Consider the following 20,964-nt stretch of genomic DNA (forward strand, 5'->3'; position numbering starts at 1 on the left):
CACCACCAGGGCGACAGCCGGAGCGGCGTCCCGTCAGCGCCCGTCGTACGCCGCCTGCAGCTCGGCCACGACGAGCCGGCCCATGCCCATCATCGCGGCCATGGCGCGCGCGGCGCCCGCGGGGTCGGGCCCGCCGAGCGTGGTCGCCATGGCCTCCGGGACGACCTGCCACCAGAAGCCCCAGCGGTCACGCACCCAGCCGCACCGGCCCTCGGTCCCGCCGTCCGCGGCGAAGGCATCCCAGTAGCGGTCGACCTCCTCCTGGTCGCCGGCCGAGATCGACAGCGACACCGCCTCGGTCGCCGGCATGCCGGGTCCGCCGTTCAGCAGGCGGATCCGCTGGCCGTCGAGCTCGAGGTCGACCACGAGGGCCGTGCCACGGAGGGCCGGGTCGGGGAAGTCGTCCGGGTAGCGCGAGGTGTCGGTGATCCGCGAGCCGGGGAACAGGTCGACGTAGAACCGCGCCGCCTCCTCGATCTCCTCGCCGAACCAGAGTGTGGGGGTGATGCGCGGCATGGCTGCTCCTCGGCTCCGACGGCGGCCTCGTCGCGCGCCGTCGGGGCCACGCTAGCCACGTGGTGGCCTGCGGGCCAGGGCCCAGCGGCCTACGCCGACTCGCGCACCACCAGCTGGTGCCGCACCGTCCGGACCACATCGGGGCCCGAGCGCGGCAGGTCGCCCGCGATCATCGCGACCGCGAGGTCGAGCGCGTGGCGAGCGAGCTCGTCGAGGTCCACCGCGAGCGTCGTGAGGGTGGGCGCGAGCAGGCGGCCGAGCGACAGGCCGTCGATGCCGACCACGCGCACGTCCCCCGGCACGTCGACGCCCGCGCGACGGCAGGCGGAGAGCACGCCGAGGGCGCACACGTCGTTGAAGGCCACGATCGCGTCGGCCGTGCGCGGGCGGGCCACGACGCGCTCGGTCGCGACGGCCGCGGCCTCCGCGGTGGGCGCCGACGCGCGGACGACCGACACCTCCATCGACCGGGCCTCGAACGCGCGCACGAGCAGCGCGGCGCGCGGGCTGGGTCCCGCGGCGACGGCCGCGTCGAGCACGACCGGGTGCTGCACGCCGACGGCCTCGAGGTGGTCGGCGAGGGCCTCGATCGCCTCCGACGGGTCCAGCTGCACGGCGGCGCGCAGGGGGTCGCCGCGCGGATCCAGCTCCACGACCGGCACCGAGCCGAGCCGCGCGATCCACTCGGCGGCCCGCGATCCGAGGGTCCCGATCACGGCGTCGGTCTGCGCCCCGAGCGCCTCCACCATGCGGTCGGAGTCGGCCGCGAGGCCCACGTCGGCGAGTGACACGTTCCAGCCGCGGGCCGCCGCGATGCGCACGACCGCGGCCGCGAGCTCGGGCGACCAGGGGTTCCGCAGGTCGTCGACGACGAGGCCGAGCTGGTGGTCCCCGCCCGTCACGAGCCCGCGCCCGAACCGCGACGGCCGGTACGCGAGCTGGTCCGCGGCGTCGAGCACGCGGCGCTTCGTCTCCTCGCTGATGCCCGGCATGCCGTTCATCGCGCGCGTCACGGTCTGGCGGGACACGCCTGCGGCGGCGGCGACGTCGTGGATGGTGACGCGGCCGGCCGGGTCCCTCCCGGGCTCCCGGCCGGCCGCGCGCGACCCGCTCAGCCCCGCAGGTCCAGCCACGCCACCTGCTCCGGGGTGAGCTCGATCGACAGGCCGCGCATCGAGGAGCGGACCTCCGTGATGGTGCGGGGCCCGAACAGCGGGAAGGTCGGGAACGGCTGCGCGAGCACGTAGGCGAGCGCGATCGCCGTCGCCTGCACGCCGTGCTCCGCCGCGAGCTCCTCGGCCCGGCGGAGGCGCTCGAAGTTGTCGTCGCCGTAGTAGCAGCGCACGAGCTCCGGGTCGCTCAGGTCGTCGGGGCGGGCGCGGCCCGTGAAGAAGCCGCGTGCCTGCGACGACCACGGGAGCAGCGGGACCTGCCGCTCCTCGAGCCACGCCTTGGACGCGGGATCCGTGACGTGCACGCATCCCGCCCACGGCACGTCGTACGCCTCGGCCAGGCCGAAGTGGTCGCTCAGCGCCTGGAACCCGGCGCGGCCGTTGGCCTGCGCGTACGCCTGCGCCTCGTCGAATCGCTCGGGCGTCCAGTTGGAGACGCCGTAGGAGCGGATCCGCCCGGCGCGCTGGTGCTCGTCCATCACGTCGACGAACTCCCCCACCGGCACCTCGGCGTTGTCGCGGTGCATGAGGTAGATGTCGGCGTAGTCGGTGCCCTGGCGGTCGAGGCTCTCGAGCAGCTGCCGCGTGAGCGACTCGGGATCGCAGTGCGGGGTGTGGGCGCCCTTGGTGATGACGACCACGTCCTCGCGGATGCCGCGGTTACGGATCCACCTCCCCAACCGCCCTTCGAGCACGCCGCCGCCGTAGATGTACCCGGTGTCGAACGCGTTGCCGCCCTGCTCGACGAAGTGGTCGAAGATCGCGGACGCGTGCGCCAGGTCGGGCTGGTTGTCGACGCCCATGACCAGCCGCGACATGCGCTTGCCGACGCCGGGGATCTCGCCGTACAGCATCGGGCTGTCGTCGCGGACGCTCAAGGGCCGGCGGGAGACCGTGGGGATGTCGGCGTCCTCCGCCTCGAACGGGTAGCGCAGCTCGAGGGCGGCGCGCCAGCGGTCGAGCGTGCGGGCGGTGGCGAGCGTCTCGTCGAGGGTCATCTGCGCGGCCTCGCCGAGGCCGGCCGCGAGCGCGTCGGTCGTCGCGTCGGCCTCGATCGCGTACGGCTTCGCGCCCGTGAAGGTGAGCGTGCGCGGCTCCTCGCCGACGACGGAGACCTCGATGGTGGGCTCGTCACCGAGGTTCCACGGGTCGCTGAGGTGGATGCGGCCCCGCGAGCCCAGGATCGTGAGCGCCTGCGGCTCGTCGAGGGCGACGCCGGTGCGGAGGGTCGCGGTGATCCCGCCGCGGTAGGCCACCCGCGCGACCGACCACTCGTCGACGCCCGTCGGCCCGACGGTGCCCTCGACCTCGAGCGTGAGCGGCTCGGCGACGGCGATCCCGGTCGCGGCCTGCACGACGGCGGCCGCGGCGGTGACCGTGTAGCCGCCGACGTCGAGGATCCCGCCGCCCGCGGTCGCAGTGTCGTAGAGGCGGCCGGTGCGGGATCCGGTGCGGAAGGAGAAGGACGCGTCGACGTGGGCGACCTCGCCGATCACGCCGTCGCGCAGCAGCTCGAGGAGTGCCGCGGTCTGCGGGTGGAAGCGGTACATGTACGCCTCGACGAGCGGGAGGCCGGCCTCGCGGGCCGCGTCGACGAGCGCCATCGCGGTGCCGTGGTTGACGGCGAGCGGCTTCTCGCAGAGGACGGCCTTGCCGGCCTCGAGCGCGCGGATCACGAGGTCGGCGTGGCCGGTGTGCACGGTCGAGATGTAGACGGCGTCGACGGCGGGATCCGCGAGGACGGCGTCGTAGTCGGCGCCCGTGACGTCGGCGAAGCCGTGGTCGGCGGCCTCGGCCGCGAAGTCCGCCGCGCGCTCGGCGCTCGAGCTGCCGGCGGCGACGAGGCGCGCGCCCCGCGTGCTCGCGGGGAGCTGGGAGAGGAAGCGGCGGGCGATGGAGCCCGGGCCGAGGACCGCCCCGCCGGGTGCGGTCGAGGTGGTCGGGGTGGGGTCGGTCATGGAGGAGCCCTTCGCGGCGTTGTCGGCGTGAACGTTCACGACGACGCTACGGGGACTGATCCCCGAAGGTCAAGGAGTGCGGTCGGATGCGCGCGTGAACGTTCACGTCATCGCTGCGCCAGGCACGGCCGGGCGCCGACCGCGGGACCGCCGCGCTCAGCGGTCGGCGCCCTCCGCCTCGATCTCGGCGACGAGCCGCCCGAGCAGCCGCGTCAGCTCGGAGCGCTCCCGGGCCGACCACTCCCCCACGAGCTCGCCGAGGAGCGCGCGGGCCGTCGCGGAGTTGCGGTCGAGCACACGCTCGGCGTCGGGTGTGGGGCGCACGAGGACCGCGCGCCGATCGTCGGGGTCGGGCTCGCGGATCACGAGGCCCCGCTCCTCGAGGCGCCGCACGTGCGCCGTCATCGTCGACTTGTCGATGCCCTGCCAGTCGGCGAGCGCGCGCATCCGCGTCGCGCCGCGCTCGGCGAGGTGGGCGAGGAGCCAGGTGTCGGTCGACGAGAACGCCTCGCCCTCGTCGGCGAGCATGCGCCGGCGCACGTCGGGCCGCGTCGCCCATCGGGTGATCGCCAGGACCGCCCGCTCCATCGCCACCCCGACGGCGACGCCGTCCTCGCCTGGGAGCTCGCTCACCATTCGATCCCCGTCCCCTCCGCGCTCGCCGACCGTTGGTATACTCAAACCATATCGTCCGACCCGGACGCCACGCACGAACCGCACGATCCGAGAGGAAGCACCCCATGTCCACCCCGAGCACCGACCCCCGCGCGCACGCCGTCCCGGCCACGCCCCGCGAGGTGATCGCGAGCTACACCGAGTACGCCGACGCGCAGGCCGCCGTCGACACGCTGTCCGACCGCGAGTTCCCCGTCGCCTCCACGCAGATCGTGGGCCACGACGTCCGCACGGTCGAGACCGTGACGGGCCGGGTCACCAACGGCAGCGCCGCGGTGCGCGGTGCCGCAGGCGGCGCCTGGTTCGGCCTCATGCTGGGCCTCCTGTTCGGGATCTTCACCCCCGGCGTCGCCTGGCTCGGCGTCCTGCTCGTCGCCGTCGGCATCGGCGCGCTCTGGGGTGCGCTGTTCGGCTTCGTCGGCCACTACGCCACCCGCGGGAAGCGCGACTTCGCCTCCGTGCAGACGCTGACCGCCGGCCGCTACGACGTGCTCGTCGACAGCGCGCGGGCCGCCGAGGCGTCGCGGATCCTGTTCGACACGACCGGCGCGCCGCGCGCCTGACCCGCCGCAGCATCGCGACGCGGACGGACGGCCCGGCCGCCCGTCCGCGTCGTCACGTCCGGGGTGCGTCCTCGGGCGCCTCGAGCGTGAGCCACTCCTCGTCGACGCGGTAGCCGAGCGCGGCGCCGGCCGCCATGATCGCCGCGTTCACGCTTGACCCTCCGGTGCGGAACACGGTGACGCCCGCCTCGAGGAGCGCCAGCACGGAGGCCGCCTTCACCGCCGTGCCGAGGCCGCGACCCCGATGGGCGGCGTCGACGACCGTCACGTCGGTCTCGGCGGCGAGGCCTGTGGGATCCAGGTCGACGAACGTCATCGCGAGGAGCGCGCCGCCCGCGTCGACCGCGCCGTAGCCGCGGCGGCCGGGTGCCGGCACCCGCACGTCCTCGGGAGCGAAGGCGGCGTGCCGGGTGGCCGGGCCGCCCGGGTAGTCGGCGAGGGTGGCGGCGTCGAGCGCGAGGGTCGGCCGGGCGTCGTCCGGGCCCAGCTCGCGCAGCACGGCGGATCCGGCGACGCGGGCGACGAGCGCGCGCAGGCGGGCGGGATCCGCGTCCGCCGCGTCGAGCTGCGCGCCCCACGACCGGGTGGTCACGATCCAGCCCTCCTCCGTGAGGCGGGCCACCCGCGGGTCGTCGGATCGGGCGATGACGGGCTCGGCGCTCATCCCGCGAGCCTGACACGGCGGACGGCTCAGCCCGGGAAGCGCACCCCCGTCAGCTCCTCGGAGACCGCCCAGATGCGGCGCGCGTCGTCCGGGTCGGTGACGCGCGAGAACGGCGGCATCTCCGCGGGAGCGCCGCCGAGGTGGCCGGGGCCGCTCGGCCCGTACATGCGGCCGCCGTCGCCGTCCGCGGTCGCCGCGAGGAGGGCCGGCAGGGCGGCGGTCTCGGGCGTGCCGACCAGGATCCCGAGGCGCGACAGCCGCCGGATAACGCGCACGTCGAGCCCGTCGCGCGAGCGGCCGGTCGCCGTGCGCGCGGCGAGGAGGCTCGTCGGCGCGACGCCCGGGTGCGCGAGGTGGCTCGTGATCCCCCAGCCGCCCGCCGCGCTCCGCCGCTCGAGCTCGAGGCCGACGAGCCCCTGCGCGATCTTCGAGGAGCTGTAGGCGCGCCCGGGACGGTAGCGCCGCTCCCACTGGAGGTCGTCCCACCGCACGGCGTTCTGCGCGGCGGCGATGCTCACCTGCGAGACGACGCGCGCGGATCCCGCCCGCAGCAGCGGGAGGAGGCGACCCACGAGCGCGAAGTGGCCGAGGTGGTTGGTGCCGAGCTGCAGCTCGAAGCCGTCCTCGGTGGTGCGGCGCTCGGGCGGTGTCATGACGCCGGCGTTCGCGACGAGCAGGTGCAGGGGCGCGCCCTCGTCGGCGAGCCGGGCGGCGAGCGTCGCCACGGAGCCCAGCGAGGCGAGGTCGAGGTCGTGCAGGGCGATGCGCGCGGCCGGGTGCCGCGCGCGGATCCGGTCCACGGCGGCCTCGCCCTTCCGCCGGTCGCGCACCGGGAGCAGCACCTCGGCACCGGCGCCGGCGAGCCGGGTGGCGAGCGCGAGGCCGATGCCGTCGCTGCCTCCCGTGACGAGGGCGCGGCGGCCCGTGAGGTCGGGGACGGGGATGTCGATCGGGCGACGGGGCATGGCGGATCCTCCTGCGGACGACGACGCGGGCGTTCCGCATCGGCTGCCCCGAGCCTGGGCGCGCGCCGGCCGGGCAGCCAGTGCGCGTCGAGACGTGGATCGGCGGGTCCTGGTTGAGCGCGCCGCCGGCCGGGAGGATGGACGGGACCGAGGAGGACGCATGCGCCAGATGGATCCCGCGGGGCTCGCCGAGTTCCTCCGCCGCCGCCGCGAGGCGCTCCAGCCCGAGGACGTCGGCCTCCCCCGCACCCCGCGGCGCCGCACGAGCGGGCTCCGGCGCGAGGAGGTCGCGGCGCTGTCGAGCATGTCCGCCGACTACTACGCGCGCATCGAGCGCGGCAGCAGCCCGCAGCCGTCGGAGCAGATGCTCGCGGCGATCGCGCACGGCCTGCACCTCACGGTCGACGAGCGCGACCACCTCTTCCGGCTCGCGGGGCACCAGCCTCCCGCGCGCGGCGGATCCGGCGACCACGTCGGGCCCGGCCTCCAGCGGATCCTCGACCGGCTCGTCGACACGCCCGCCGAGGTCGTGAGCGAGCTCGGCGAGACGCTGCTGCAGACGCCGATGGGCGTCGCCCTGACGGGCGACACCGCGCACCTCACCGGGCCGGAGCGGAGCATCGGGTACCGGTGGTTCGCGGATCCGGCCAGCCGTCGCCTGTACGCCGAGGAGGACCACGACGCCCTCGGCCGCCTCTGGATCTCGGGGCTCCGCGAGGTCGCCACCCGCCGCGGACCGGGATCCCGCGCCGCCCGCTACGTGGAGCTGCTGCGGCCGCGGAGCGCCGAGTTCCGCGAGCTGTGGGCCCGGCACGAGGTGGGCCTCCGGCCGGGTGCCGTGAAGCGCTTCGAGCACCCGGAACTCGGCCGGCTGGAGCTCGCCTGCCAGACGCTGACGGATCCGGAGCAGTCGCACCACCTGCTCGTCTACACGGCCGCGCCCGGCTCGGAGAGCCACGAGAAGCTGCGGCTCCTCGGGGTGATCGGGGCGCAGTCGATGGGGTGAGGAGCCCCAATCGGGGGCGACACGGCCGGCCGCGGCGGTGGGAGGCTCGGGCCGTACCCGACCGGGCTGCCCGCCCACCCGAAGGAGTCCCCGTGGATGACGACGTCCAACTGATCAGCGACGGCGACGGCCTGGCCGTCATCGGCGAGCCGGCCGCGGTGGAGCGGTTCCTCGCGGCGAACGACCTGCCGAAGGGGCGGGACCTCGGGCTGAAGAAGCTGTTGCCGGTGATCGGCGTGGCCGCGTCGGTCATCCAGGGCGGTTCTGAAGTCGCCGCGAATCACGGTCGCTGGATCAAGTTGACCAAGGAGTCGGCAGCAGCACTCGCGAGCAACCCCGCGATGAAGGGCTCGGCCGATCACCTCAGCCGCGCGATCGTCATGCATGGCGGCAAGACCAAGAAGATCCTCGAATTCACGACCGGCCCCGGCAAGGCGCTGGCGAACCCGAACGTCGCCGCCGCCGTCGGCGCGGTCATGGCCCAGTACGCGATGCAGCAGGCCATGGACGAGATCAGCGACTACCTCGCCGTCATCGATGCGAAGGTCGACGACATCCTCCGCGGCCAGAAGGACGCCGTGCTCGCCGACATGATCGGCGTCGAGATGGTCGTCGACGAGGGCACGCTGATCCGCGCCCAGGTCGGCCGGGTCTCCGACATCACGTGGTCGAAGGTGCAGGGGACGATGCAGATCCTCGCCCGCACGCAGGGCTACGCGCTCCGGCAGCTCGACGCGCTCGCGGAGAAGATGGAGAAGACGACCAAGGTCGACGACCTCGTGCGGGTGACGAAGGACGCGGAGGCGACCGTGCGCGAGTGGCTCGCCGTGCTCGCCCGCTGCTTCCAGCTCCAGGACGCGGTCGCCGTGCTCGAGCTCGACCGCGTGCTCGATGCGTCGCCCGAGGAGCTCGACGAGCACCGCCTCGCGCTGCGCACCGTGCGGCAGAACCGGCTCGTACTCATCGGCCGCACCACCGACCGCCTGCTCGAGCGCATGGACGCCGCCGCCGGCACCGCGAACGCGAAGGTGCTGCTCAACCCGTTCGACTCGCGGGCGATCGTGGGATCCAGCAACCGAGCCGCCACGGGCGTCGTGCAGTTCAACGGCCTGCTCGGCGTCGCCGACGAACGCGAGGCGCTGGAAGCTCGGCCCTGGTTGGTCGCGGTCGGCGACACGTGGGATGCGGCGCGCGACCAGGGTGCCGAGGGCGCGGCTGCCGCCCGGCGTCTCGGCGCGGCGGCATTCGGGCGCGGACGTGCGGCCGCCGACGGCCTCCAGCTGAAGCTCGCGGAGGGTGCCCTGCGGCGCCGACGCGGCAAGGGCGACGGCGGTCAGACGCCGGACGTCTCAGAGGACGAGAGCTGACAGGCGCACCGCGGCCTGAGGCCGTCCGTCACGCCCGCCCCGCCACGCTCCGCCACGACTGGATCCCGCCGCGCAGGCTCACCGCGTCGCGCCCCGCCTCGCGCAGGGCCACCGCGGCCGCCCGCGAGCGCACACCGGAGGCGCAGTAGACGATCACGCGGTCGGTGATCGCGCCGGGCACCGCTCCCGGATCCACCGTCACGATGCGCACGGGCACCGCGACGTGGCCGGGGATGGAGTCGACCAGGCGCTCGTCGGGCTCGCGCACGTCGAGGAGGACGACCTGCTCGTCGGAGGCGAGGATCCCCTCCACCTCCTCCGCGTCCAGCTCGGTGCCGTCGGTGGCGGCGCCCACGCCGCAGAAGAGGTCGTAGTCGGCGAGCGCCGTGACCCGCTGGCGGCCCTTGGCGCGCTTCACGCCGATGGTGCGGCTGGTGCCGGCGAGCGCGTCGAGCACCACGACCCGGCCGAGCAGCGGCGTCCCCGCGCCCGTGACGAGCTTGATGACCTCCGTCGCCATGAGCGCGCCGACCGTGCCGCACACCGCGCCGAACACGCCCGCCTCCTCGCAGGAGAGCACGGCGCCGTCGGCCGGCGGCTCGGGGAAGACGTCGCGGTAGTCGATGCCGCGGCCGTCGGGCGCCGCGTCCCAGAAGACGGTGACCTGCGCGTCCCACCGGTACACGGATCCCCACACGCACGGCACGCCCACGAGGGCCGCCGCGTCGCTGATGAGGTAGCGCGTGGCGAAGTTGTCGGTGGCGTCGACGACCACGTCGTAGCCGCCGAGGATCCGGAGGGCGTTGTCGTTCGTGAGCCGCTCGGCGTGCTCGACGACCTCGATCCCGGGATCGGTGCGGCGCACCGAATCCGCCGCTGACGCGGTCTTCGGCCGGCCGACGTCGGGCGTGCCGTGGATGGTCTGGCGCTGGAGGTTCGAGAGGTCCACAGCATCGTCGTCTACGATTCCGAGGGTCCCGATCCCCGCCGCGGCCAGGTACTGCAGCACGGGGGAACCGAGGCCGCCCGCGCCGATCACGAGCACGCGCGCCTGGTCGATGCGGGACTGACCCCCCATCCCGATGCCGGGAAGGGCGAGGTGCCGGGAGTGGCGTTCGCGCCGCTCGTGCGCATCCTGCCCGGAGCCATGACCACCCAGGCCCCGCCCCCCGGGGTCGGTGCCCTCCCGATCGACGAGCGGCAGAGACGACCCCATGACAGACCTCCGTACGGACGGCGGACGCGGACCCGCGTCGACCGGTCCCAGCGTACGACGGCCCGCCGACGGTCCCCGCGGCGGTCGCCCCGGCGGCCCGCTCGGCCGCTTCCACCACCGCCGCTGGGGCGACGCCTGGCTCATCGGCCTCCTCGGCTTCCTGCTCGCGCTCCCCCTCGCCGGCGCGCCCTCGGTCTGGTACGACGAGGCCGCCACCGTCATCTCGGCCACGCGCGGCTGGGACGACCTCCTCCGCGAGCTCAGCACGGTCGACGCCGTCCACGGCCTCTACTACGCGGGCATGAAGGTGTGGTTCGAGCTGGTCGGCTACTCCCCCACGTCGCTGCGCTTCCCGAGCGCGGTGTTCATCGGCCTGGCCGCCGCGGGCGTCGTTCTGCTCACGCGCACGGTCTCCACGCGCGCCACGGGCATCGTCGCCGGGCTGGTCTTCGTCGTGATCCCCCGCTCGGCGTGGATGGGCACCGAGGGCCGCTCCTTCGCGCTCGGCACGCTCATCGCGGTGGCGCTCACGATCGTGCTGGTGCTGGCGGCCCGCCGTGCCGGATCCCGCTGGCAGGTGCAGGCCCGGTGGTGGGCGCTGTACGGGCTGCTCGCGTGGCTCGGCGCCTCCACCTTCGTGTACCTCGCGCTGCTCGTCGGCGCGCACGGCGTCGTGATCCTGTGGGCCATCGCCTCCGCGCGCGTCGGCCACCGCAGCCGCCGGCCCATGGTCGTGTCGCTGCTCGGCTGGGCGCTCGCCTCCATCACGGCCGGGCTCCTGTCGCTGCCGCTCGTGCGCGTGGTGACGGAGCAGTCGGGCCAGGTGGGGTGGATCAAGCCCATCGGCCCGAACACGATCACGCAGGTGATCTCGACGCAGCTCTTCTCCCAGAACGACGTCTTCGGCTTCCTCGCCTGGGCGCTCGCGCTCGTGGGCCTCGCGCTGCTGGTGCGCCGCGGGATCCGCCTGGTGCGCGCCCGCCGCGCCTCGCGCCTCGAGCCGGAGGGCGCCCTCGCCGAGTTCGAGTCGGCGTACCTGCACGCCGGGTGGTCGCCGACGATCCTGCAGCTCGCCGTCGTGTGGTTCGTCGTGCCGACGCTGCTGCTCATCGGCGCCTCGACCCTCATGTCGCCGCTCTACTCGCCGCGCTACATGGCGTACACGGCGCCCGCGTTCGCGATGCTCATGGCGGTCGGGATCCTCGCGCTCCGGTGGAAGCCGCTCGTCGCCGCCGTCACGACCGTGCTCGTGGCGCTGTCGGTGATGCAGCTCGTGCACGACCGCACCACCACCGTGAAGGCCGACTCCGACTGGGCCGCCATCGCGCGGATCGTCTCGGAGGAGCGCGCGCAGGAGGCGCCCGGCACGACCGAGGCCGTGATCTTCGGGCCGGTCCGCCGCCACCCGAAGGCGACCTCGCGCATCGTCGCGTACTCGTACCCGGACGCCTTCCGCGGCATGGACGACATCCTCCTACGCACCCCGCCCGGCGACACCGACGGCCTCTGGGAGGAGACCTACCCGTTGGCCGACCGGGTCGACGAGGTCGAGGGCGCCGACGTGGTGTGGCTCGTCACGAGCGACAAGCAGGACATCCGGGACGACGTGGCCGAGGCGCTCACCCCGCGCGGCTTCGCGAAGACCGACGACTGGCACGTGATGAACGCGAACGTCGAGCGCTACGAGCGGGTCGCGGCGGGCTGACCCGCTCGCCGCGTCCTCAGGCGCCCGCACGTGGTCGGACGGGTGGAGCGGCGGATCAGCGGACCGCGATGGTCCCCTCGAAGCGCGCGGTGACCGCGGTGCCGTCCGGCGTCTCGACCACGTGGTAGACGAGGCCGCGGTGGCCCGCGGCGTCCGTCGTGATGGCGGCGTTCGGGAACTCGGTGGTGAGCGACCAGTCGCCCGAGCCGTCGACGTGCACCTTCTCCGACACCACGATGAACCCGGCGACCTGGCGGTTGCGGTACAGCGGGTCCCGGACGACGGGGTACGTGACGGTGACGATCCCGTCCGGGACGCCCGTGCCGTGGAACTCCACGCACGTGGTCGAGCCGGCGCAGATGGCGCGCTGCGTGCCGTGGACGGTCAGCGGTCCCGTCCCGGTGATGCGCCGCGGGTCGGGCAGCGCGACGCGGGCGGTCGGTCCGCGTGGGCCGCCGCGGCCGTGTGCGCGTGCGCGGGAGCCGCGGCGTGTGCGGCGGCCGGGGCGATGAGCGCGAGCGGGAGGCCCGCGGTGACGGTTATTGCGACCGCGGCGGCGGCGCACGTGATGGTGTGCATGAGCTCGTTCTTCGTCGCCGGCAGCTGGCGCAATCGACGGGCGATCGCCCAGGTGCTCGACGCGCTCGACGACGTGGGCGCGCGGTCGTCCTGCTTCATCCGGTCCGTCTACGAGGCGGAGGCCGCCGCCTTCGCCGTTCCCGGCGGCGCGGACGCCGCCGACCTCGACGACCCGGGGATCCGGCGTCTGTTCGAGCAGGACCTCGCCGCGTTGCGCGCCGCCGACCGCGCGTCAGCCCGTGATGATGCGGGCGCCGTGCACGGGCCCGGTGGCGCGGATGACCTGGAGGCGGGCGGCGCTCAGCGCGATCTGCAGCTCGAGCGCGCTGTCGAGGTCGGCCGCGAGGAACGCGACCGTGGGGCCGGATCCCGAGACGATGCCCGCGAGCGCGCCGTTCTCCTCGCCGAGCTGCAGCACCTCGCCGAGGCCGGGCGCGAGGTGGAGCGCGGGCGCCTGGAGGTCGTTGTGGAGGACCTCGGCGAGCATGTGCGGATCCCCCGCCCGCAGCGCCTGCAGCACGCCCGAGTCGACCTGCGGGATCTGCTGCGCCGGGAAGATGTCCTGCGCGTGGCGCTCGCGGTGCCTGTCGAGCTCGCCGTAGACGTCGGGCGTGGAGACGCCGAACTCGGCGATGGCGAGCACCCACTGGAAGGTGCCCTTGGCGAGCGCGGGGCTGAGGCGGTCGCCGCGGCCGGTGCCGATGGCGGTGCCGCCGGCGAGCGCGAACGGCACGTCGGCGCCGAGCTCCGCGCCGAGGGCGAGCAGCTGGTCGCGCGTGCGCTCGGTGCCCCACAGGGCGTCGCAGGCGAGGAGGGTGGCCGCGGCGTCCGCGGATCCGCCGCCCATGCCGCCCGCGATGGGCACGTTCTTCTCGATGCGCAGGTGCACGCCGCCGCGGTGGCCGGTGCTCCGGGCGAGGAGCCGTGCGGCGCGGACGGCGAGGTTGTCGGCGCCGGTGGTGAGGTGGGACGTGTCGATGGATCCGCCGAACTCGACCGAGAAGCCGTCCGACCGGGTGGCCCACACATCCTCGTAGAGGCTGACCGCCTGGTACGCGGTGGCGACGTCGTGGTAGCCGTCCTCCTGGAGGGCGCCCACGGTGAGGGAGACGTTGATCTTGCCCGGGGCCCGCGCGTGCACCACGTCGGAGCTGGTGGCCGCGGAGGTCATGTGCTCCAACCTAGCGGAGGCTGGGAGGCGCTCCGTTCGCCTCGCGATCCGCCCAGGCATGGGCGACGCGGAGGTAGTCGTGCACGCTCAGCTGCTCGCCCCGCGAAGTGGGGGCGACCCCTCCGGCCTCGAGGAGCGAGGATGCGACCTCGCTCCCGCCGAGCAGCTCGGCGAGCGCCTGGCGGAGCATCTTGCGGCGCTGTTGGAAGGCCGCGTCGACGATCTTGAAGGTGCGCGTGCGCAGCTCCTCCGAGGCGAACGGCTCCGCGTGCCGCTCGAACGCGACGAGCACCGAGTCGACGTTCGGCACCGGCCAGAACACCTGGCGGCTGACCTGGCCGGCCGTGCGCCACGCGCCGTACCAGGCGGCCTTGACACTCGGGGATCCGTAGACCTTGGATCCGGGCTCCGCGGCGATGCGGTGCCCGACCTCGGCCTGCACCATCACGACGCCCGTGCGGATCGCCGGGAAGTGCTCGAGCAGGTGCAGCAGCACGGGCACGGACACGTTGTAGGGCAGGTTGGCGACGAGCGCGGTGGGATCCCCCGGCAGCTCGGCGACGCGGAGCGCGTCCTCGTGCACGATGGTGAGCGCGGCGTCCGGCTGATACAGGCCCACCGTGATCGGCAGCTGCTCGGCGAGCCGGCCGTCGATCTCCACCGCGACGACGCTCGCGCCCGTCTCGAGGAGGCCGAGCGTGAGGGATCCGAGGCCGGGCCCCACCTCCACCACGTGCGTGCCCGCCTGGACGCGCGCGACCCGCACGATGCGGCGCACGGTGTTGGCGTCGATGACGAAGTTCTGCCCGAGCTTCTTCGTGGGCGCGACGCCGAGCAGCTCGGCCAGGTCGCGGATCTCGGCGGGGCCGAGGAGCGTCGGGGCGACGGGAGCGGGCGCGGCGGCTGCCGTCTCGTCGCTCACGCGCGGCTCGCCGGGTCGATCTCGGCGGGGTCCTTCGCGGGCGACGTCACGGGCTCGTCGTCCCAGCGCCCGTAGACGAGCTCGGTGTTCGAGGAGATCTGCGCGGCGAGCATCGACACGTCGGTGCCGAGGTGCGCGGCCATCGCGCGGAGCGTGTGCGGGATGAGGTAGGGCGCGTTCGGCCGGCCGCGGAACGGCACGGGCGTGAGGAACGGCGCGTCCGTCTCCACCAACAGGAGCGAGCGCGGCGCGAAGGCGAGCGCCTCCCGCAAGTCGTGCGCGTTCTTGAAGGTGACCGTGCCGGAGAACGACATGTACCAGCCGTTCTCGGCGCAGATCCGGGCGAGGTCCTCGTCGCCGGAGAAGCAGTGGAAGACGGTGCGCTCGGGGGCGCCGACGCGCAGCAGCGTGGCGACGACCTCGTCGTGCGCATCGCGGTCGTGGATCTGGAGGGCGATGCCGCGCTCCTTCGCGATGCGGATGTGCTCCTCGAACGAGCGCTGCTGGGCCGCGCGGCCCTCCTCGCCCGTGCGGAAGAAGTCGAGGCCGGTCTCGCCGACGGCGCGCACGCGCGGGCGTCCGGCGAGCTCGTGGATCTCGGCGAGGGCGTCGTCGAGCGTGCCCGCCTCCTCGTGGGCCGGGGCCTCGTTCGGGTGGATCGCGACGGCGGCCAGCATGCGCGGCTCGTGCGCCGCGGTCTCCGCCGACCAGCGGGAGGTCTCGAGGTCGCCGCCGACCTGGATGACGCCGCGGACGCCGACCGAGCTCGCCCGGTCGAGGTGCTCGGTGAAGTCGATGGGCGACTCGCCGTCGGCGATCTCGAGGTGCGTGTGGTTGTCGTAGACGGGGACCGTGAGCGCCTCGGGCAGCGGCGGGTACGTGAGGTCGCGCGTCTGGCCGTGGACCGCGGTGGTGTCGCGCTGGCGCACGTAGCTGGATTCGGACATCGCGCTCACTCTACCGACGGGCGCGGTCGCCGCCCGGTCGGCGGGGCCGCCGCCGAGTCAGGCGGCGGGCGTCGCCGGCTCCTGCTCGATGCGCGGGAACAGCGGCGCCTCGAGCGGGGTGACGACGCCGGATCCGGTCCACTCGTCGGCGAGGTCGATGCGCTGCTGGCCGACCGTGCCGGTGCCGCCGAGCGCGGTCCAGAGCTTCGCGGTGGCGCCGGGCAGCACGGGCGCGAGCAGCACGGCGAGCGTACCGAGGCCGCGGACCGCGGTGTGCAGCACGGTCTCGAGGCGCGCGCGGTCCTCGTCCTTCTTCGCGAGGGCCCACGGCTCCTGGCTCGTGATGTAGCCGTTGAGCTCGTCGACGAGGGTCCACACGGCGGCGAGCGACTCGTGGATCGCGAGCCGCTCGATGGCGTCGTCCGCGGTGGAGGCGGCGGCGCGCGCCACGCTCTGCACGCGGAGATCCGCCTCGGTGACCTCGTTGGCCTCGGGGATCCGCCCGTCGAAGTAGCGGCCGACCATGGCGATCACGCGGGAGGAGAGGTTGCCGAACCCGTTGGCGAGCTCGGCCTGGTAGCGGGCGCTGAGGTCCTCCCAGCTGAACGAGCCGTCCTGCCCGAAGGCGAAGGCGCGCATGAAGTAGTAGCGGAACGCGTCGATGCCGAAGGTGTCGGTGATGGTCTGCGGCACGATGCCCGTGAGCTTCGACTTCGACATCTTCTCGCCGCCGACGAGCAGCCAGCCGTGGCCGAAGACGCGGCGGGGCGGCTCCTCGCCGAGCGCCATGAGCATGGCCGGCCAGATGACCGCGTGGAAGCGGAGGATGTCCTTGCCCACGAGGTGCGTGGCGGGCCAGCGGCGGCGGAACCCCTCGTCGTCGACGCCGTAGCCGATGGCCGTGACGTAGTTCATGAGCGCCTCGAACCACACGTAGACGACGTGGCTCTCGTCCCACGGGATCGGGATGCCCCAGTCGAAGCTGGAGCGGGAGATCGACAGGTCCTCGAGGCCCCGACGCACGAAGGAGAGGATCTCGTTGCGGGCGCTCTCGGGCTGGATGAAGTCGGGGCGCTCCTCGTAGAACGCGAGGAGCCGCTCGCCGAAGTCGCTCATGCGGAAGAAGTAGTTCTTCTCCTCCAGCAGCTCGACGGGCTTGGAGTGGATGGCGCAGACGAGCTGGCCCTCGAACGGCCCCGTGCCCTCGAGGAGGTCGGACGGCTGCTTGTACTCCTCGCAGCCGACGCAGTAGTAGCCCTTGTACTCGCCCGTGTAGATGAACCCGGCGTCGTGGAGGCGCTGCAGGAAGATCTTGACGCTCTCCTCGTGGCGGGCGTCCGTGGTGCGGATGAAGTCGTCGTTGGAGATGTCGACGGCCTCGAGCAGCGGCTGCCAGCTCTCGGTGACGAGGCGGTCGGCCCAGGCCTGCGGGGTCGTGTCGTGCGCCGTCGCGGTGCGCAGGATCTTCTGCCCGTGCTCGTCGGTGCCCGTGAGGAACCAGGTGTCGTCGCCGCGCTGGCGGTGCCAGCGGGCGAGCACGTCGGCGGCGACCTCGGTGTACGCGTGCCCGATGTGCGGGACGTCGTTCACGTAGAAGATCGGCGTGGTGATGTAGAAGGGCTCGCCGCGGGACATGGGCTCCATCCTAACGATCGGCGGGAGCGCTCCCGGTCGTGTGACCGGGGCGACAGCGGGGGCCCGGGGGCGGTCAGGAGAGGTGGCGCTCCGCCGGTCCGTCGTACTCCGAGAGCGGCCGGATCAGCGAGTTGGACGCCCGCTGCTCCACGATGTGCGCCGTCCAGCCGACCACGCGCGCCGCGACGAACAGCGGCGTGAAAACGCGGGTCTCGAAGCCGAGGAGCGCGTAGGCGGGGCCCGAAGGGTAGTCGAGGTTCGGCAGGATCCCGGTGCGCTCGGCCATGCCGCGCTCGAGCGCGTCGTACAGCTCCATGGTGAGGCGGGCGGACTCACCCGCCTCGCCGCCGCCGGCCACGCGCACGGCGACGAGGTCGTCGAGCGCCTGCTTCATGGTGGGCACGCGCGAGTCGCCCGCGCGGTAGACGCGGTGGCCGAAGCCCATGACCTTGCGCTTGGCGGCGAGCGCCTCCTCGAGCCACGACTCGACGCGCGACGCGTCGCCGATCTCGTCGAGCGTCTCGAGGACGGCCTCGTTGGCGCCGCCGTGCAGCGGGCCCTTGAGCGCGCCGATCGCGCCCGTGACGGCCGAGTGCAGGTCGGCGAGCGTCGAGGTGATGACCCGGGCCGTGAACGTGGAGGCGTTGAAGGAGTGCTCGGCGTAGAGGATCAGCGACACCTCCATGGCCTTCGCGTCGGCCTCCGTGGGCCGGTCGCCGTGCACCATGAGGAGGAGGTTCTCGGCGAGGCCGAGGTCGTCGCACGGCTCGACCGGGGCGAGGCCCCGGCGTCGGCGCTGGTCGTAGGCGATGAGCACGGGGATCTGCGCGAGCAGCCGCACGGAGCGCTCGAGGTCGGCCTCGGCCGATTGGTCGTCGGGCGCGGGATCCGCGGCGCCGATCGCGCTGACGGCGGTGCGCAGGACGCCCATCGGGTGCGCGTCGACGGGCAGGGCGTCGACGATCCGCAGCACCGCGTCGGACGGACGCCGCTCCGTGCGCTCCTGGCTCTCGAAGTGCGCGAGCTCCTCGTCGGTGGGCAGCTCGCCGTGCCAGAGGAGGTACGCGACCTGCTCGAAGGAGCAGTGCGCGGCGAGCTCCTGCACGGGGTACCCGCGATAGAGGAGGGAGTTGGTGGCCGGCTCGACCTTGCTGATGCGGGTCGTGTCGACGACGACCCCGGCGAGGCCCTTGCGGATGTCGGTCATGGTGCTCCTTCGCGTCATGCCGCACCCGCGTGGTCGGGCGGATCGGGTCGCCTCCGGGTGCATTCGTCACTGTATCGGGGCGGGTGGCGCGGGGGCGAGGGTCGCCGACGGTCGCGCGATGGACGGACGGCGACGGTCTGGGGAGTGACGGGCATGACGGGCGGCTCCGCTCCCGGGTCGGCGGCCGCTCCGCTCGCTAGCCTCACCAGCAGGCGCTCCCGAGGCGCCGCCCGCACCGCGGCGCCGACCCGGAGGACGCCATGCCCGAGAGCACCGACCACGCCGATCCCGCCGCAGCCGACACCGCGAGCGACGCCGCGACCGCACCCGACCGCTACGACGTCGCCGTCATCGGCGCCGGCCCCGCCGGCACCGCCGCCGCCCTCCGCGCCGCCGAGCTGGGCGCGTCCGTCGTCGTGCTGGAGGCCGGCCGCGTCGGCGGCACGTGCGTCAACACCGGGTGCGTGACCACGCGCGTGCTCGCGAAGACCGCGCGGCTCGTGCGCGAGGTGCGCTCCGCGGGCGAGAACGGGATCGGCGGGGGCGAGCCGACCCCGCACTGGCCGTCGATCGTCGCGCGCGTGCACGAGCAGGTCGACCGCGTGCGGTCGCTCAAGGACGAGGCCGCGCGGTTCGAGACGGCGGGCGTGACGCTGATCCACGAGGGCCGCGCCCGCTTCGTCGACGACCGCACGCTCCAGCTCGACAGCGGCCGGCGGATCACCGCGGGCGCGATCATCGTGTGCGTCGGCGGCCACTCGAAGCGCCTGCCCGTGCCCGGCGCCGACCTCGCGACCGTGCCCGAGGACGTGCTCGCGCTGCCGGGGATCCCCCGCCGCCTCGCCGTCATCGGCGCCGGCAACACGGGCGCGCAGCTCGTCACCGTCTTCCGCTCGTTCGGCTCCGAGGTCACGCTGCTCGACGTCGCGCCGCGCGTGCTCACTGCGTCCGACGAGGCGATCTCCGAGGCCGTCGCCGACGCGTTCACCGCGCAGGGCGTGCGCGTGCGCACGGGCATCGACACCGTGACGGGCCTGACGAAGACGGGCGACGGGTCCATCACGCTGCTCTGGCGCGACGGCGACCGCCCGCAGTCCTCCAGCTTCGACGCCGTGATCATGGCCACCGGCTGGCCCGCCGACGTCGACGACCTGGGGCTCGAGCACGCCGGGCTCGAGGTGGAGCGCTCGGCGATCCCGGTCGACCGTTACCTCCGCACGCGCGTGCCGCACATCCTCGCGGTTGGCGACGCCAACGGGAAGGACATGCTCGTGCAGGCGGCGCAGTCCGAGGGCGAGGCGGCGGCCGAGAACGCGGTGCTGGGCGTCAACCGGCCGATCCCGCCGCAGCTCCTCCCCGCAGGCGGCTTCACCGACCCGGACTACGCGGGCGTCGGCCTCACCCAGGCGGAGGCGCGCGAGCGCGACGGCGCGTGCGTGGTCGCGCGGGTGCCGTTCTCCGAGGTCGACCACGCGGTGATCGACGACCGCGAGGCCGGCTTCCTCCTCCTCATCGCCGACCGCCGCCGCGAGCTCATCCTCGGCGCGCACGCCGTGGGCGAGAACGCGGTCGAGGTGATCCAGTCGGTCACCACCGCGATGGCCGCGGGCGTCGACGTCGCGACCCTCGCGCACGTGCGGTTCGCGTACCCGACGTACAGCGCGATCATCGGGATCGCGGCCCGGCGCCTGCTGCAGGAGGACGAGCGGGCGGGCGAGCTCGACTGACGCGGCGTCCGGTCGGGCGTGGTCGGATGGGCGCATGACCGCGCTCATCGTCACGGCCCACCCGGATCCCGACTCCCTCACCCACCACGTCGCCCGGCGACTCGAGGCCGCACTCGCCGCGACAGGCGCCACGACCGCGCACCTCGCCCAGGAGGGCTTCGACCCCGTGTTCGGCATGGCCGACCAGGGCGCGTACGCGGGCGACTCCCCCGCGCCCGCGGACGTCGTCGCCGAGCAGGCGCGCCTCGACGCCGTGGACCACGTCGTGCTCGTCTTCCCGGTGTGGTGGTGGTCGATGCCGGCGCTGCTCAAGGGATGGATCGACCGCACGTTCATCGCCGGCTGGGCCTTCGCGATCGACGACGAGGGACGCATCGAGAAGCGGCTCCAGCGCCTCACCGTCCACCTCGTGCCCGTGTCCGGCACGAGCCGCGCGTCGTTCGCGCGGCACGGCTACCTGACCGCGTTCGAGACGCAGGTCGGCCACGGGATCCTCGACTACTGCGGCGCACGGCGGGGCGCGACCGCGTTCGTGCACGACTCCGAGTCGGGCGACCGGGACGCGGTCGCGGCGGAGGCGGAGCGCGCCGTCGCCGAGGTGGTCGCGGCGATCGCGCTCGCGACGGGGTCCGAGCCGGTGGATCCGCGACCCTGAGGCCGGGGCGCGTGTGCACGCTCCGGCGTCCCGAGTCCGGCTCGCGGCTAGCCTCGCCGGATGCCCGCCGCCCCCGCCGCCCGATCCGGCGGGGCGCGCGCGGTCATCCGCGCGGGGAACGTCCTCGCGTCGGTCGGCATGGGGATGCTGCTGGCCGTGCTCGCCCTCGGCCTCGCGCTCGACGGGACGCTCCACGGCCTCGACGAGCGCGACTAGGCATCACGCCCCGCCGCGGTTCCCCTGTAGCGTGAAGGTGAAGACGTCCTCGTCGAACGCGCTGTAGCCCGCGTAGTCGAGGAGCTTGTAGAGGCGGG

The 20,964-nt window shown here is 74.2% G+C and carries 21 protein-coding genes; 7 read left to right on the plus strand and 14 right to left on the minus strand.

What is annotated here, in order from left to right:
• Positions 1 to 33 precede the first annotated feature (33 nt).
• The 4 genes from CMN_RS11420 to CMN_RS11435 all read right to left on the minus strand — a co-directional run bounded on the left by CMN_RS11420 (position 34) and on the right by CMN_RS11435 (position 4,282).
• The gene (locus CMN_RS11420; protein WP_015490964.1) at positions 34 to 516 is read right to left on the minus strand and encodes a VOC family protein; all 483 of its coding nucleotides are present in this window, start codon (positions 514 to 516) and stop codon (positions 34 to 36) included.
• Positions 517 to 605: 89 nt separating this feature from the next.
• Positions 606 to 1,649 carry a LacI family DNA-binding transcriptional regulator gene (locus tag CMN_RS11425; protein ID WP_045929276.1) on the minus strand — a complete coding sequence of 348 codons (1,044 nt, stop codon included), beginning with the start codon at positions 1,647 to 1,649 and terminating at the stop codon, positions 606 to 608.
• A complete protein-coding gene (locus tag CMN_RS11430) occupies positions 1,628 to 3,646 on the minus strand; it encodes an aldo/keto reductase (RefSeq protein ID WP_015490966.1) in 2,019 nt (672 codons plus the stop codon). Before CMN_RS11430 ends, CMN_RS11425 begins: the two co-directional genes overlap by 22 nt.
• 156 nt (positions 3,647 to 3,802) lie before the next feature.
• A complete protein-coding gene (locus CMN_RS11435; protein WP_015490967.1) occupies positions 3,803 to 4,282 on the minus strand; it encodes a MarR family winged helix-turn-helix transcriptional regulator in 480 nt (159 codons plus the stop codon).
• 104 nt (positions 4,283 to 4,386) lie between these two features.
• Between CMN_RS11435 and CMN_RS11440 the strand changes: the two genes are divergently transcribed.
• Positions 4,387 to 4,884: a YflT domain-containing protein gene (locus CMN_RS11440; protein WP_015490968.1), complete on the plus strand. Its 498-nt coding sequence runs from the start codon at positions 4,387 to 4,389 to the stop codon at positions 4,882 to 4,884.
• Positions 4,885 to 4,936: 52 nt separating this feature from the next.
• On the opposite strand, the gene CMN_RS11445 is transcribed toward CMN_RS11440, so the two are convergent.
• Both CMN_RS11445 and CMN_RS11450 read right to left on the minus strand, forming a co-directional pair.
• Positions 4,937 to 5,548 (minus strand): acetyltransferase, encoded by a 612-nt coding sequence (locus CMN_RS11445; protein ID WP_015490969.1) that lies wholly within the window; start codon positions 5,546 to 5,548, stop codon positions 4,937 to 4,939.
• Between the two features lie 26 nt (positions 5,549 to 5,574).
• Positions 5,575 to 6,513, minus strand: coding sequence for an SDR family oxidoreductase (locus CMN_RS11450; RefSeq protein ID WP_015490970.1), 939 nt, complete (start codon positions 6,511 to 6,513; stop codon positions 5,575 to 5,577).
• Between the two features lie 160 nt (positions 6,514 to 6,673).
• On the opposite strand from CMN_RS11450, the gene CMN_RS11455 reads away from it, so the two are divergent.
• Together CMN_RS11455 and CMN_RS11460 are read left to right on the plus strand one after the other, a co-directional pair.
• On the plus strand, positions 6,674 to 7,519 hold the full coding sequence (locus tag CMN_RS11455) for a helix-turn-helix transcriptional regulator (protein ID WP_015490971.1): 846 nt from the start codon (positions 6,674 to 6,676) through the stop codon (positions 7,517 to 7,519).
• A gap of 92 nt (positions 7,520 to 7,611) precedes the next feature.
• Positions 7,612 to 8,886: a hypothetical protein gene (locus CMN_RS11460; RefSeq protein WP_015490972.1), complete on the plus strand. Its 1,275-nt coding sequence runs from the start codon at positions 7,612 to 7,614 to the stop codon at positions 8,884 to 8,886.
• A 28-nt stretch (positions 8,887 to 8,914) separates the two neighbouring features.
• Here the strand turns inward: CMN_RS11460 and CMN_RS11465 are convergent, their stop codons facing one another.
• On the minus strand, positions 8,915 to 10,102 hold the full coding sequence (locus CMN_RS11465) for a ThiF family adenylyltransferase (protein WP_015490973.1): 1,188 nt from the start codon (positions 10,100 to 10,102) through the stop codon (positions 8,915 to 8,917).
• Here CMN_RS11465 and CMN_RS11470 point away from each other — a divergent pair.
• Entirely contained in the window at positions 10,101 to 11,807 is a 1,707-nt protein-coding gene (locus tag CMN_RS11470; RefSeq protein ID WP_015490974.1) for a glycosyltransferase family 39 protein, read from the plus strand. The two genes, CMN_RS11465 and CMN_RS11470, sit on opposite strands and share 2 nt — an antisense overlap.
• A gap of 55 nt (positions 11,808 to 11,862) precedes the next feature.
• On the opposite strand, the gene CMN_RS11475 is transcribed toward CMN_RS11470, so the two are convergent.
• From CMN_RS11475 to CMN_RS11505, 7 genes are all read right to left on the minus strand, one after another.
• A complete protein-coding gene (locus tag CMN_RS11475; protein ID WP_015490975.1) occupies positions 11,863 to 12,144 on the minus strand; it encodes a hypothetical protein in 282 nt (93 codons plus the stop codon).
• Between the two features lie 47 nt (positions 12,145 to 12,191).
• Positions 12,192 to 12,485, minus strand: a complete 294-nt coding sequence (locus CMN_RS11480) for a hypothetical protein (RefSeq protein WP_041465296.1) — start codon at positions 12,483 to 12,485, stop codon at positions 12,192 to 12,194.
• Between the two features lie 133 nt (positions 12,486 to 12,618).
• The gene (locus CMN_RS11485) at positions 12,619 to 13,557 is read right to left on the minus strand and encodes a 4-(cytidine 5'-diphospho)-2-C-methyl-D-erythritol kinase (protein ID WP_015490976.1); all 939 of its coding nucleotides are present in this window, start codon (positions 13,555 to 13,557) and stop codon (positions 12,619 to 12,621) included.
• Positions 13,558 to 13,567: 10 nt separating this feature from the next.
• Positions 13,568 to 14,479, minus strand: a complete 912-nt coding sequence (rsmA, locus tag CMN_RS11490; protein ID WP_015490977.1) for a 16S rRNA (adenine(1518)-N(6)/adenine(1519)-N(6))-dimethyltransferase RsmA — start codon at positions 14,477 to 14,479, stop codon at positions 13,568 to 13,570.
• Positions 14,476 to 15,426 carry a TatD family hydrolase gene (locus CMN_RS11495; protein ID WP_015490978.1) on the minus strand — a complete coding sequence of 317 codons (951 nt, stop codon included), beginning with the start codon at positions 15,424 to 15,426 and terminating at the stop codon, positions 14,476 to 14,478. The genes rsmA and CMN_RS11495 overlap by 4 nt, the downstream gene beginning before the upstream one ends.
• 57 nt (positions 15,427 to 15,483) lie before the next feature.
• Complete coding sequence (gene metG / locus CMN_RS11500) at positions 15,484 to 17,061, minus strand: methionine--tRNA ligase (protein ID WP_015490979.1); 1,578 nt, start codon at positions 17,059 to 17,061, stop codon at positions 15,484 to 15,486.
• A 73-nt stretch (positions 17,062 to 17,134) separates the two neighbouring features.
• Complete coding sequence (locus CMN_RS11505; RefSeq protein ID WP_015490980.1) at positions 17,135 to 18,268, minus strand: bifunctional 2-methylcitrate synthase/citrate synthase; 1,134 nt, start codon at positions 18,266 to 18,268, stop codon at positions 17,135 to 17,137.
• A gap of 260 nt (positions 18,269 to 18,528) precedes the next feature.
• On the opposite strand from CMN_RS11505, the gene CMN_RS11510 reads away from it, so the two are divergent.
• The 3 genes from CMN_RS11510 to CMN_RS14995 are packed head-to-tail and all read left to right on the plus strand — an operon-like array spanning position 18,529 to position 20,866.
• Complete coding sequence (locus CMN_RS11510; protein ID WP_015490981.1) at positions 18,529 to 19,995, plus strand: dihydrolipoyl dehydrogenase family protein; 1,467 nt, start codon at positions 18,529 to 18,531, stop codon at positions 19,993 to 19,995.
• Between the two features lie 34 nt (positions 19,996 to 20,029).
• Positions 20,030 to 20,650 carry an NAD(P)H-dependent oxidoreductase gene (locus tag CMN_RS11515; protein WP_015490982.1) on the plus strand — a complete coding sequence of 207 codons (621 nt, stop codon included), beginning with the start codon at positions 20,030 to 20,032 and terminating at the stop codon, positions 20,648 to 20,650.
• Positions 20,651 to 20,710: 60 nt separating this feature from the next.
• The gene (locus CMN_RS14995; RefSeq protein ID WP_155119032.1) at positions 20,711 to 20,866 is read left to right on the plus strand and encodes a hypothetical protein; all 156 of its coding nucleotides are present in this window, start codon (positions 20,711 to 20,713) and stop codon (positions 20,864 to 20,866) included.
• Positions 20,867 to 20,964 lie beyond the last annotated feature (98 nt).

It is taken from the genome of Clavibacter nebraskensis NCPPB 2581 (genome assembly GCF_000355695.1).
GTDB lineage: Bacteria > Actinomycetota > Actinomycetes > Actinomycetales > Microbacteriaceae > Clavibacter > Clavibacter nebraskensis.